The organism is Saprospiraceae bacterium, from assembly GCA_026129545.1.
GTDB lineage: Bacteria > Bacteroidota > Bacteroidia > Chitinophagales > Saprospiraceae > M3007.
In genome coordinates, this window is record JAHCHX010000001.1 from 2781358 (window position 1) to 2795351 (window position 13994).

9 protein-coding genes and 1 tRNA gene are annotated in these 13994 nt (G+C 51.7%); 8 read left to right on the forward strand and 2 right to left on the reverse strand.

The features are described 5' to 3' along the window. Positions 1–180: 180 nt before the first annotated feature. Complete coding sequence (locus KIS77_10695) at positions 181–1602, reverse strand: hypothetical protein (GenBank protein MCW5922806.1); 1422 nt, start codon at positions 1600–1602, stop codon at positions 181–183. A 239-nt stretch (positions 1603–1841) separates the two neighbouring features. Between KIS77_10695 and KIS77_10700 the strand changes: the two genes are divergently transcribed. The 5 genes from KIS77_10700 (at position 1842) to KIS77_10720 (ending at position 5224) form a co-directional block, all read left to right on the forward strand. After that, complete coding sequence (locus tag KIS77_10700) at positions 1842–2624, forward strand: hypothetical protein (GenBank protein MCW5922807.1); 783 nt, start codon at positions 1842–1844, stop codon at positions 2622–2624. A 62-nt stretch (positions 2625–2686) separates the two neighbouring features. Next, entirely contained in the window at positions 2687–3412 is a 726-nt protein-coding gene (locus tag KIS77_10705) for an FAD-dependent oxidoreductase (protein ID MCW5922808.1), read from the forward strand. Positions 3413–3445: 33 nt separating this feature from the next. Next, the gene (locus KIS77_10710) at positions 3446–3868 is read left to right on the forward strand and encodes a DUF2147 domain-containing protein (protein ID MCW5922809.1); all 423 of its coding nucleotides are present in this window, start codon (positions 3446–3448) and stop codon (positions 3866–3868) included. 68 nt (positions 3869–3936) lie between these two features. Then, positions 3937–4007 (forward strand) — tRNA-Gln (locus tag KIS77_10715). 62 nt (positions 4008–4069) lie between these two features. Continuing rightward, a complete protein-coding gene (locus tag KIS77_10720) occupies positions 4070–5224 on the forward strand; it encodes a glycosyltransferase (protein MCW5922810.1) in 1155 nt (384 codons plus the stop codon). 64 nt (positions 5225–5288) lie between these two features. On the opposite strand, the gene KIS77_10725 is transcribed toward KIS77_10720, so the two are convergent. Beyond that, complete coding sequence (locus tag KIS77_10725; protein ID MCW5922811.1) at positions 5289–6581, reverse strand: amidohydrolase family protein; 1293 nt, start codon at positions 6579–6581, stop codon at positions 5289–5291. A gap of 139 nt (positions 6582–6720) precedes the next feature. Between KIS77_10725 and KIS77_10730 the strand changes: the two genes are divergently transcribed. From KIS77_10730 to KIS77_10740, 3 genes are all read left to right on the forward strand, one after another. After that, a complete protein-coding gene (locus KIS77_10730; GenBank protein MCW5922812.1) occupies positions 6721–7869 on the forward strand; it encodes a hypothetical protein in 1149 nt (382 codons plus the stop codon). A gap of 5 nt (positions 7870–7874) precedes the next feature. Continuing rightward, the gene (locus KIS77_10735) at positions 7875–9575 is read left to right on the forward strand and encodes an ATP-binding protein (protein ID MCW5922813.1); all 1701 of its coding nucleotides are present in this window, start codon (positions 7875–7877) and stop codon (positions 9573–9575) included. Between the two features lie 65 nt (positions 9576–9640). Next, the gene (locus KIS77_10740; protein MCW5922814.1) at positions 9641–13978 is read left to right on the forward strand and encodes a hypothetical protein; all 4338 of its coding nucleotides are present in this window, start codon (positions 9641–9643) and stop codon (positions 13976–13978) included. Positions 13979–13994: the final 16 nt, after the last annotated feature.

Genomic DNA, 13994 nt, shown 5'->3' on the forward strand with positions numbered 1-13994 from the left:
GTGAGTTGGTTTTCCAACTTTCTACGAAGAGGTTGTCTTGTGTGCCTTCCTGTTTGTGCATGTGAAACATATCATTAGACTTGTTGCGGCCTATGCGTTCGAGGATATCCTGCATGGCCTCAAAGGAAAAGTCGAATTTATGGCTCTTCGTGACTTCATGTGGACAAACATGGCACCTAATTATTTCCCCGAAAGATACTGTCGCGCATACTCCACCCAATCCTTTTCCTTTTCGTCGAGCCGAATATCGGGGGCAATCCCAGTCCCGTCAATGGCCTTGCCAATCTCCACACGGCAAGAGCGAGAGGTGGGATAGGCTAGTCCGAACTGGCTGCAGGGGAAATCAAGATTGTGCAAATTGCCGTAGTCCATGATGCCCGCTGTGTTTTGGCCGATAAGCGTGACGCGGCTGCTTTGTTCGGCATAATAGACAAACTGCTCACAACTACTGGCACAATGGCCATTGATGAGGATGGCGACACGTTTGGGATAGGGTTTCACATTTTTGGACCTCATGGTCGCCTCGCCACATTTGCCGAAGTATCCACCCATGTTGCGGCGCATTTTTCGAGCGATGCGAGCAAATTGACGGCGATATTTTTTGGGCCAACCTTTGTCTTTGCGCAATCGGTCGTACTTCTCGACATTGTCCTCGGTGGCATATATCTGCCCTCTGTATCCTTTTACCGAACCGGCAAGGATGTATGGCCGCAGTGGATAAAAAGTAATATCGCTCCCTCCGCCGTTGTTGCGGCAGTCAACGATGAGGTTTTCGGTTTGTTCCAAAAGTGATGCATTGGCTTTCACGAGACTGTCAAGCTCTAATCGTACCGTCTCGTTCATGGTGGGCACGGTGAGCAGCAAAGTCTGCGCGTCAAGTTGTTTGAGCGTGAAAATTTGGGGCTTTTCGGGCGTGCTTGGTGTGCCGGGGTATTGCTTGTGCCATGGCCCCAAATCCGAGAAAGTCAGCTTCCCATTGTCGAAAGTCGCTGTGGCATCGCGCATAGAGTGGTCGCGCATGAAGAAGCGGGCATCAAACGTACCCGGGGCGTTTTGCCTCAATTCAAATTTTATCTGCCCGGGCATCCACCACACACTGTCGGCTTGCAGGATGACTGCCGCAAAATCGCGCCGGGCTGACTCGCGGCGCACCAAAGCCACGCGATAATTGCCCCCCGCCATGTCGTAGATACCCTCCACTGAGTCGCGCCCATCTTGGTCGAGATAGGCACGGGCTTCGGTTTCGCTGAGCGCGATGTTTTCCCAATCCGCAAACCGCTGGCGGATTTCGGCGGGGTTGTCGGAGACTGGCCCTGTCTTCTGATATAATTGCACATGGCCGTCTCGAAACCACTGCGCCCATTCACGCATGAGCCTCAGGCAAGCAGTATCCGACTGCGCCTGACTGATTTTTTCCCGAAAACCTACGGTGTGGCGGTCAAACTCGGCCTGATTGTGCGAGGTCACCTTGTCGCGGTAGCCTGAATAGTTGAGCGCCAATTTCTGGCGAAGCCAATCGAATTGCTCTGTGCAGGGGCAGGATTGAGCCGTGACGAAAAGGGTTGGCAAGCATAGCATCAAGACAAGTAGGAGATAGCGCATATCAATTTTTTTTGGCTCAATGACGAACAAGGGGGAAAAACGTTGCAGTTTTTTCGCACATTTTTGCTCCCGATGCGGGAAGCGACGGCGTTTCGCTCTCGTGTTTCCGTATGTATACTGACGCAGTCTTTCCTCGTTGCGAAAATTTTTTTTGAAAAAATTACGGTATTTCGAGCAAACTTCCATTTTTTTGAAACAACTTTGAACGTCGGAAACATCGTTAGTTTTCAACTATTGTCATGAAACGTTACCTCGCTCATTTGCTCGCCGATTTGGAAGCGGCTGCACGCCTTGCGCCAGAGTCGAGCTCGTATGTTTTCCGCTCACCTTTCTCCGACGACGACGACGACACCCCCACAGATGGGTTGTATGTGCGCTTTGTCCGATTGAGCGATTTGTTCAATCTTCCTCCCGATGCTTTTCCGCCTGTGGACCGCCTCACAAAAGCCCAAGTGACGGATGTGCTGAAAGCATTGGAAAATTTGTGGCGTGCTTGGCGCATCAGTTGGGAATGCCCCTCGCGTGTCACGGCACGGCGGCGCTACACGCTCATGGTGGAGTGGATGTATAGGGAAACGGTGCGTTATCATCATGATTTTGGGGCTGAAATTGATTTCTGCTGTCATCGCGCACAAGGGATTTGTCCGTTGGGAGATACTGACAATTGCTTCTGCAAGGAAGTGGAGGACACTGCCCAATTCGAGGTGGAAAGTTGGGAGGAATATCATCGGCAACAGATGGAAGAAACCCAATTGACACCTGTGCAGGAATTCTACGAATGGCTGAGACAGGACGAAGAACCCAGCGAGTTCGATTGGGACTACGATGAAGAGCGCGACCGCTGGCGGAAATTTGCTGTGGAAGAGGACTTGATGGCTTGGCTCTACTTTTACCGCCCCGACGTGAATGCCGAGCTGCAAGGCGACGACCCAGAGCCTTCCTCACCCGAAGATTTTGACGATTTTGAGTGGGACGATTTTCAGGGAGGTTATCGCGACGACGACTTTCCGTTGCCTTTCTGACAAATGTTGCTGAACCTGATGCCACCAACAACTGTTAATGGGGCAAACACACACACTTTAAAATGCCCACTACTTGGTATGATGGCCGCGTGAAAAAAAGCGAGCCGATAGCCCCACAGGTCAATCACTTTTCCGTTGAGGTTCCCGAGCTGCAATCCTTTGATTTTAAAGCTGGCCAATTCATCACGATGGATTTGCCCATCGGCGACAAGCGCCTACAACGCTGGCGCAGCTACTCCATCGCCAACGCTCCTGACGGCTCCAACGTGCTGGAATTCTGCATCGTCCGAACGGACAACGGCATCGCCACCAAATATCTCTTCGAAGAAGTGCAACCCGGCTCGGCCCTTCGCTTCAAAGGGCCAGACGGCGGGTTTGTGCTGCCCGACAGTATCGAAAAAGATCTCGTTTTCATCTGCACCGGCACCGGGGTAGCGCCCTTTCGCAGTATGCTGCACGACCTAAAAATAAGCGGCAAGCCACATCGGAACATCCATCTTATTTTTGGAACGCGCACCGAAAGCGACATTCTGTATCGCGCCGAATTTGAAGAACTCACGCGAACCATGCCCGGTTTCCGCTACGATATCGCGCTATCGCGCCAACCCGACTGGTCGGGCTATCGGGGTCATGTGCACCAAATATATATGGAGCATTACAAAAACGTGCGTCCCGACGTGGATTTCTATATTTGTGGCTGGAGCAACATGATAGACGAGGCGGTGGCCAATCTGCTGCTCGAATTGGGCTACGCTCGCTCGCAAATTCACTATGAACTCTACGGATAACCGTTTCATGACAAAACTCAAACCTCCTTTTTTATGAAAAAAACGCTGCTCACGCTCGCCGCCATCTTTGTTTTTGTGGCAGCCCATACGCAAAGCGTCTTCGGCACTTGGAAAACAAAGGACGACGAAACCAACGAAGAAAAGAGCCATGTCGAAATTTATGAGGCAGGCGGAAAACTGTATGGCAAAATCACCAAGCTCTTGCGCGAACGCGCTGACCGCCTTTGTGACAAATGTCCCGGTGAGCGCAAAAACCAGCCTGTGCTCAACATGATTATTCTTGTCAACATGGTCTTGAAGGAAGGCATGTGGCAGGCAGGAGATATCCTCGACCCTGAAAAAGGCAAGTGGTACCGTTGCAAAATCTGGCTTAAGGAAGGCGACCCCAACACACTGGTAGTGCGAGGCTATTTGGGTCCGTTTTACCGAACGCAGTATTGGACGCGGGTGAAATAGAATTTTTTTTGGCTCAACCTTGCACAGTAGCGAATCTCGACCTACTTTTGCCCCGCTTTTGAAGCGATTGGCTCATGGTGTAATGGTAACACAGCAGATTTTGGTTCTGTTATTCAGGGTTCGAGTCCTTGTGAGCCAACAAAAAATGCGCAAATCCCTCGTGAATCTCAGGTTCACGGGGGATTTGTCTTTGTCTGGGGTATGCTTATCGTTTCCGCTCTTTGGACAATTTCATACGCTGGCCTGCTCCTGCTCTATCGGCACGGCTGGCGGGCCTTGCCCGAATGGCATAGCCCCCCTAACAATTTGGTTCCCAGCGAGCGGGTCAGCGTGGTAGTGGCCGCACGCAACGAGGCGGCCAACATCAAAGCCTGTCTGCAATCCATTGTGGAGGGTTCCTATCCAGCCCATTTGCTTGAGATTATCGTAGTGGATGACCATTCGGACGACGACACCGCAGGCATCGTGCAGCAATTTTCTGCCCAACACCCCCTATTGTCCGTTAGCCTGCTTCGCTTAGCGCGTTTTGTTTCGCCTACGACTGTTATTTTTTCTTGGAAAAAAAAGGCCATCGAAATCGGAATTGCCCATGCCTTAGGCGATGTCATCGTGACCACCGACGCAGATTGCGAGGTGCCCAAAGATTGGGTGCGATTGTTGGTGTCGGGATTGGGTGCCAATCGCAAGGGAGTCGTCGCGCCTGTCGCCTTCCACCGCGAACACAATCTGCTCCAACGTTTCCAATCGCTTGATTTGCTGGGTTTGATGGGTATCACGGGGGCAGGTATATTCTACGGTTGGCAGCGCATGGGGAATGGGGCCAATTTCGCGTATCGCAAAGCCGTGTTTGAGGAGGTCGGGGGGTTTGACGGCAATGAGCATCTGGCTTCTGGCGACGATATGTTCCTGCTTCAGAAGATAGCGGCTCGATGGCCCGGTGGCGTCATTTTTTTGAAAAACCCTTCTGCGACGGTATTCACAGAGGCTAAACCCGATTGGAGGTCTTTTTTTCAGCAACGCTTGCGCTGGGGCACCAAGAATGTTGTCTTGACAGAATGGCCAGTCAGGCTGGCATTGTTGGTTGTCTTTTTGTTCTGTTGGAGCATTTGGCTCAACTTCGCACTGTGCGTATTGGTTTTTGAGCCAGTTTTAGCATGGGTGTTGCTTTTTCAAATAAGCGTCAAGGCACTTTCCGATTTTGTTTTTTTGCGTGAAATGTGCTTTTTCTTCAAAAGAACGGACTTGTTGAGGTGGTTTGTCCCGTCATTTTTTCTGCACACGCTATACATCCCCATCGTTGGAACGGCAAGTTTGTTTTTCAAAAAATATGAATGGAAGGGGAGGCGGGTGCAGTGATTTGAGAGTTGTCGCGGTGGATGGCTTTCCATCGCCAAAGCCCAGTACCACAATGACAATCCTTTTATTCGTTTTTGAAAACCTTTCCATCCTTCATCACGAAAGGCACTTTGAGCATGGCCCGAATGTCGTCGAGCGGATTACCCTCTACTGCCACGATATCAGCCAATTTCCCGGGTTCGAGGCTGCCGATTTTGTCTTGCAGGCGAAGCAAGGTAGCCGCGTCAAGCGTGGCTGCTCGGAGAACATCGCTGTTCTTCATGCCGGATTCGGCCATGTAAACAAATTCAAGGTTATTCTTGCCGTGTGGGAAAACGCCCGCGTCGGTGCCGAAAGCTATTTTCACGCCTTTTTTATATGCCTTGCCGAGCGTGGCTTGAATCTGCGGGCCAATGTTGAGCGCCTTCACCCGCACCACTTCTGGGAAAAACCCTTGCGCGAATTGCGCACTGTCGCTCACCGCTTTGCCAGCCGTGACGGTGGGCACATACCAAGTGCCATGTTTTATCATGGCATCCATAGTGGCTTCGCTCATGAAGGTGCCATGCTCTATGCTGACAACGCCAGCCTCCACCGCGCGCCGCATCCCCTCGTCGCCGTGCGCGTGTGCCGCGACATCCACGCCCAGGTCGCGTGCGGTTTTCACGATGGTGACAAGCTCGTCCTCTGCATAGTGGGGCAGTCGCCCGTCGCGTGCAAGCGAGAGCACCCCACCCGTCGCGCACACCTTGATGCAATCGGCGCCGCGCTTCACCTGATTGCGAACGGCGGCTCGGCAAGCATCAGGGCCATCTGCGATGCCCTCTTCCGCGCCGGGAGGAGGGTCGAACAAGTCCTCGCGAGCGCCAGTGGTAGGGTCGCCGTGCCCTCCCGTGATGCTGAGGGTTTTGCCGGAGGTGACGATGCGCGGGCCTTCGGCAAAACCGCTATTGATGGCATTGCGCAAAGCGATGTTCACGCCGCGCCCGCCGAGGTCGCGCACCGTCGTGAAGCCCACTTCAAGGGTTCGTTTGGCATACAAGGCGGCGCGAAAAGCAATATCGGCCTCGCCGAGCGTGAAGCGCTCGTTGTAGGAATTGCGATTTTGCTCGAATTCAAAATGAACGTGGCAATCAATCAGCCCCGGCAACACGGTTTTGTTTTTCAAATCAATAAGTTGCACGCCCTTTGGCGCAGCGGTGTAACCGCGCTCAATGCGAGCGATAGTGTCGCCTTGCACCACGAGAGTGACAGCAGTTTGAGGTTCGCCTTTGATAGGCACAAGGCGACCGCAATGCAGGTAAGTGGTTTGGGAATAGAGCACCTTCGGCGCAGCACTGCATAGGAAACAACAAAAGGCTGTGAATAAATGACGCATGGTGTCAGTTTGAGAACGGCGAAGATATGCCCAGATTAAAGGCGAAAAAGACTCAACAAAAATTTTCCGCGTTTTTTTATTGACATCATCTCGTGTCGGCACATTAACTTTGAGGCAGTACAAAAAAGCCAAATTCGCCTTGCAAACAGACTGGAATTTTATCACCGACACCATCCGCCGCAGGAAATGTGTCCTTATCATCGGCCCACAGGTTTACACCGATGCGGAAGGGACACCATTGGAAGAGGCGCTTTGTCGCGCGCTGGACGCTCGAAACACCAAACACCCCTACATCCAATCGTTCTACGAAAATGACGGTTTTTTCTTGTTTCGTGAAAACAAGTTTCGTTCGCGCGTCATTTCGCAGATGCGCGATTTTTACAACGGGCCATTTCCTCAGGCAGAGGCTATTTTTGAAAAAATAGCGCAGATTCCCTTTCAGGTCATCGTGTCTTTTGTGCCAGACCGCCTGCCCTCCAAAGTGCTGACGACGCATAGGGTGGCCCATCAAGCCACCTACTACCACTATGGCCAAGCGGCAAAGCCCTTGGAAAAACCCGTGAGCGAACTCCCCGTATTCTTCAATCTGCTCGGCTGGGTGGAAGAGGACGAGTCGCTGGTGCTGACCCACAATGATTTGTTCGATTATTTGGAAGCGGTGTTCACTGGCGGACGTATGAACACAGAGTTGAAAGCAGAGCTCTTGCAAGCCAACAACTATATCTTTCTCGGAATACCCTTTGGGAAGTGGTATATGCAGTTGCTACTTCGCGTATTGGGCATTCACGCGGACGGGGCCAACTTCGACCGCATCTCGCCTGCCCCCGACGCGCTTGACCCTACGACGCGCTCCATGTATGAGCAGCAGTTTAAAATACAATTCGTGGAAGAGAACATTCAGGCATTCGTGCAGGAGCTTCACGAACGCTGTGCCGACAAGGGGATGCTCCGCCAAAGCCCTTCCGCACCCCCCGCCGATGCCACCCCGCCAACCCCCAAACTGGTCAATACGCCCGACGAAATCATGAACCTGATAGCCTACGGCGATACCCGCAACGCACTCGACTCGCTCCGTGTGCTGTTGTCGCCAGCCCGCAGCCCCCATCCGCCATTCCGCGAGCTGGAAATGCAAGCTGTGCTGATGATGAGTCGCTTCGAGAATTTGGAACGCAAGGCACAAGCGGGGGTTCTATACACTCAAGAAGACAACGTGGAACGCGCAAAAATCACTTACGACCTTGCCGCCCTCATCAATCGGGTGCGTGAGGCAGCCATGCAACCTGCCTAACTCCCATGAAATCAAACCCTTCCCACCTGCCCTACCGTTACCCAGGTGCCCGGCCATTCGCCTTGGGTCAGCAACACTTGTTTTTTGGGCGCGAGCAGGCCGTGCGCGAGCTGCACAACCTGTTGCAAATAGAGCAGTTGGTGGTGTTTTATTCCAAATCAGGATTGGGGAAAAGTTCCTTGCTCAACGCAGGTCTTTTGCCCCGCGTGGAAAATGAAGGCCGATGGCAGCCCATCGTCGTGCGATTCAACGCATGGACGGAGAGCAAGACCGACGCGCCCGTCCAGATTACGCGCGAACTTTTGCTGCGCGGCTTCAACCAGCCTGTTTTTTTGGAAAAGATTTTTCCCGACGACCGCTCCCTGTGGTATGCTGCCAAAACTCGCCAGCTCAACGCCCTAGCCCCCAACTCGGCAAGCAAAAACCCGGCACCTGTGCCACAGGGATTCTTGCTGGTGTTCGACCAATTTGAGGAGCTGTTCACCTATCCCGACGAAGCGGTGCAACAATTCGGGCGACAACTCGCCGAACTACTCCAGACAGCCGTGCCACAGCGCGTGCGCAAAATGGCCGAGCTGTTTCTGCTTGCCCAACCCGACCTCTTGACCGACGAGGAAGAAGCGGCGTTGGAAAGCCGCCTCAACATCCGAATCGTGTGCGCTATCCGCTCCGACCGCATGAGCCTCCTCGACCGGCTTTCCACTTTTGTGCCGCAAATACTCTCGCAACGATACGAGCTGCAATCCCTTAGCCCAGCGGAGGCGCGTGCTGCCATAGAGCAACCCGCTCAAAAAGAAGGCTCTTATGCCACGTTGCCCTTCCAGTATGCCCCCGCAGCGCTCGATACGATGCTTGCTTACCTGACCAAAGGCGGAACACAGCCCATCGAATCCTTCCAGTTGCAGATACTTTGTCAATCCATCGAACAGTATGTGTACCGGTCTGCCGATTACTTCATCGAGCCAGACGACGTGGGCGAGCCTGAACAGGTGTTTAGGCACTATTACGACAACCAGATTGCCCAAATAGACGACCCCGCAGAACAGCTGGCCGCCCGACGACTTATTGAGGAAGGGCTGGTCTATGAAAAAGAGCAACGGCGGCTTACCCTCTTCGATGTGCAAATCCATGAATCCTACGGCATCAGCGACGACCTGCTGCTCCGTCTCGTGGACACACATTTGCTACGGGCAGAGCCTAACCTGCGGGGGGGATATACTTACGAGCTCAGCCACGACACGCTCGTGGCCCCGGTTTTGAAAGCCAAAACACGCCGCTTGGAGGCAGAGCTGCGTGCCGCCGAAGCAGAAGCCGAACGCAGACGGCAAGCAGAGCTCGCCGAGGCAGAGCGAAAACGCCAAGCAGAACTGACGGAAGAACGCCGCAAGCGCCAACGCGCCACTCGCTATGCCGTTATCGGATTCGTGCTTGCGGGGGTATCCATAGTGACCTCCATCATGGCGATAAAACAAAGCCGATTGGCCCACGACGCACAATTGAAGGCCGAAATGTCGCAACAAAATGCCGAGCGAAGCCTCGCCGAGCTAAAACAAAAACAGGTGGATGACTACCTGAAAAAGGCTGAAACACACCGACTCACCGGAGAGCCGCTGCTCGAGCTCAAAATGTTGCGCGCGGCTTTAGGGGTGGATTCTACCCGCGCCGACCTGTTGGAGCAAGTGCGCCTGCTGGAGCGCAATGAATAGAGTTGTTGCGGTGGAGGGCTTTCCCTTCGCCAAAGGCCTCCACCGCAACAAGTCTAATAGTGCCTTTGGTCAACATCACTTATTATCGTCACTATCGCAGCATCACCCAAACCATGATACTTGCCATGCCGAAAACGCACCTACTTTTCATAACACTTTGCTGGTTGGCGGGTTTCGCGCCCCTCAACGCGCAATATACCGATTGCGCAAGGTTACTGCGCGAAGCCGCCGATTTTGAAAAAAACAAGCAGTACGACCGCGCTCTGAAAAAATACCTTTCGGCTAAGGAAGAGTGTGATGCCGCCACCTCAGCCGAGGTGAATCGCAAGGTGTTGGCCGTTTTTGAAAAAATAGAGCAGCAGCGCCTTGAAGCTGAATCCGCCAAACGCCAAGCAGAAGCCAATGCCTACCGCGCCTTGAACGCCGAGCGCACCACGCTGCTAGAAAAACAAAAAGCCGAGCGCTCCTCCGAGGCCAACCGATTGGCAGCCCTCGCCTTGTCAAAAGCAACAGAGAATCCCACCCTTGGCCGACATTTGGCCGCCATGGCTTGGGAAAAGTCGCTCGATTCGACCGGCCAGTATTGCATGGAGCCGGGAGTGGCAACCGTGATGCACAGCATCGCCAGCGCCCCCGACGCATGGGTGTATCGCCCCTTCAAAGCACACACTGGCAGGGTGTACGACATCGCGTTTTCTCCAAACGGGACAACACTCATCACTTGCGGAACCGACTCCACCATGCGTCTTTGGGGCTTGGATGGAAAGCAGCGTTGGGCTGCTCCTATCCATGCCCAAACGAGAGGAGATGCGGTCTTTTCGCCGAATGGAAGGTATATCGTTTCAAAAGGGCAAGACAGCATATATCTCCTTGATAGCGACAATGGGGCTTTACTAAAAACATTTGACCGACAAAAGGGAATGTTGGGCCAACCTGTATTCTCTCCTGACAACAAGCATTTGCTAATTGTCCATGATACCTGTACCGTATGGGATATAGAGACCGGAGACGTGGTCAGGAAATTCTCCAATAGTTTTTTGGAAAAGAATACCTTTAAAGGAAGCTATTCCCCCGATGGCTCGCTTATCCTTTTGGGCGGGTATAGCAATAGTGGTTATCCTAATTTTGTGCTCGTGGATACATTGGGGCGCACTATTGACACACTATGGGGCAAAAAAACCCACGCAAGCGAAGTGCAATTCACACCCGATGGAAGCAAGCTGATAATCTCAAAGAGTCAGTTTTTGATTTTAAAGGATATAGAAACAGGTCAGCTGGATTCTGTTAGAATGTTGTATTCGGGCTATAAATTGGCTATCAGTGAAAAAAATAGTCAGATAGCGACATTTCAATACTCCGAATTGATGCTAATTGATTACGTCAACTTGACCACAACCAAGCTCCCATTAACCTACACGGACTTTGGTTATGGTATAGCGAAGATAGTATTCGTGCAGAATGGCCGAGTATTAGCAATCTCTTCTCATAGCGGCAATATAGGCTTTTACGATATTGAAAGGAAGACCTTCTCCCAAATCAGGATACATGATAGGTCTTCTTCTATCGTTACCACTCCCAAAGGAAATGTTTTATCTAGTGTAGGCGATGGAGGGGAGGTGCTTCTGTGGCAAAAAAACATGACTCCCGCAAAGGTCGCTTCCTTTTTAAAAATCTCTCCCGACGGCGAAAGAATAGCAGCGGGCGAGTATGAAAACGCTCGCGCTAGCATACAGATACTGGATTCCGTCACAAATTTAGTGGCAACCCTGCACGCACCATTTTACTACCCCATACAATCCGACGACATTCATTTTTTATCAAAAAGCAAACAACTCTTGGTCCATTGTCCCGATAGCACGATTCGGACTTGGGATTACGATGGGAACTTGAAGCATACATTTCGAGCGGATGAGCTGGCTACTGGCACTGTATTGATTTCGCCAATGGGTGACCGCATATTGAGCGTTAATAACAAAGGGAATGCTCTAATCTGGGATGACAAAGGAGAAAAAGTTGGTGTGTTGGATGCTAAAACCAATGCTAGGTATAACAATATGCATTCTGTTAAATTCTCCCCGGATGGCTCCGATTTTTATATTCAAGGAGATACGTCAACATATCTATTCGACAAAAACGGCGTGTTGGCAGCACAGATAAATGGGTTATTTTCCTCCATTGGTTTTTCGCCTTTTGGCCACATCTGGGCAATTGAGGATTATCCTGATTACAGGCTAAAAGTATGGGATAAACGCGGCAAATTATTGGTAGATGCGCCAAAATCGTATTCTTATAGCTTTTCCTTAGATGGTCAACAATTGGCCATTGCCAACGACAATCAACAAATTACAGTTTGGGATATGCCTACCCAGCGTTCCAAAAGATGGACAGCGCCTGCCAACATAGAGAGACTGGCTTACGGCTCAAATGGCCTGTTGTATGCAACGGCCAACGCCTATCCCAACCATATCACATACATATTGGACAGCAATGGCCGTGAAGCAGGCCGGTACAGCGGTAGTTTGCCCATTAGGTCAAGTAATTTTCTTTTCCCCGATGGCCGCGTGCTCAGCTACAAGCTCAAAGCTGGCAAATGCGAATACTTACAGGTATTCGATAGGCATTACCGCGTTTCACAGATATTGGAAGGTTTGTCAAGCTTGGAGGGCCACGATATCTCGGCAGATGGTCGCTTCAAACTCGCGTGGAGCAGAGATAAAATTATCGTCTGGGACAACAACGGTCGCCCGTTGCGCACCTTCTCAGGTGCCGCAAACAATGTGAATAAAGCTTATTTCACACCTGATAGTCGGTATATTGTGGAAGAATCGGATTGGGGCCGTACGATATTGTGGGACAACCCAACCACCTATATCAGTCAAAGCAAAGCCTTGAGCGTCTCTGACTTGTTAAAAGCGGGCGCAGGCATCAGTAGGGACAGCGTGTTGGCTTCCAACGACCCCGACATATTGGCCGAAGCTGCCGATTTTTACTTTTACGACCGCAATGAACCTAATGAGGCAGAGGCTTTTTATGAGCGTCTCGAAACAACTCGACACACGCCCAGAGCCTTGACGCATCTGTACGACATCGCCCAACAGACTGGCCGTACATTCGACAATCGCCGCTTCCTCCAATCCAGCAACTTCCCCGAGCTGAACTACTACGGGGATTTCTTGCTAAACAAAAAACAATGGTCGGACGCTCGAGCGGTATATGAAAAAGCGACTTCCGTGCAAGCCAACGCACACAGCCTCTTTCAACTCAATGTGATAGCGGACACGTTGCGTCAACCGTTCGACATGAGTAGATTTGATGTGCTGGCCAACGAGCCAAATGGGTTGAGTCAAGCAGCATATATGTATTACGTCGCTGAAAAATGGGGGCCATCCAAACATCTATATGAGATGGTCGAGCGAAAGCAACATAGGACGGACAACTTGCTTCAGATTTATCGCATCTCCGAAAAAACGGGGCAAGAGCCTCCTGAATTCAATCGCTTTTTGAGCAGTGAAGATGCTTATGAATTGGAGCAGTACGGCAATTTTTTCTTCAATGCCCGCCAATGGTCGAAAGCGCAGCTCTTGCTTGAGAAAGCATCCCGCATTCAGCCCACCAGCTTTGTGTTGCATCGCCTACAGATAATGGCCGATAGCCTTGGTCAAACAGTTGACTTCGAGCAATTCATGTTGTTGAAAAATGCCGACGAGGTGCTGAGCAGCGCCGATTTCTTCTACGACCGACGCGAATGGGAAAAAGCCAAGCGTCTTTATGACAAGGCGGGCTCAATGGGCGTATTGCCAAATGCTTACACCTTTGCTCGGATGGTGGCGCTCGCCGCAAGAACAAGCACTACGCTTGATATGGAAAAAATCAAAAGGCTCAATCAGACTTCGGACAATTATTTTTGGGTGGATGCTACACTTGAAGCACAATTTTATGCAAAAGACACCTCCCTGAGCCATGAGGAACTCCTGAATTTCCTTGTCGTCTTGCGGCAACTGGAGGACGAGTTGTTTGCCATTGACACCAGCGCAAGGGTTCGCCGGCAGGTTGCTTCACGCTATACCTCCATTGCATGGCAACACCTTTCCACCCGGCGCGAAAGCCATGCAAAAGCGGTAGAGTTGGCCAGCAGACGTGGCTTGGAAATCGTCCCTGACGAGACCACCGTCGAGAATAAGGTGCTGAAAACCAATATGCCCACCTCCCTCGTGTTGCAAGGACGCTTTGAAGAGGCTTGGCGCGATTGGTATGAGCCGCTCAAAGAGCGCGAGTACGGGCGCAACAACTACCCCACTTTCCGCGACGTGTTTCTCGGCGACATCAAAATCTTGGAAGAAGCAGGTGTGAAACACCCCGATTTTGAAAAAGTGAAAACCCGACTGAATGCGGCTGGCCGATGACGGCCCGCGGAGGACA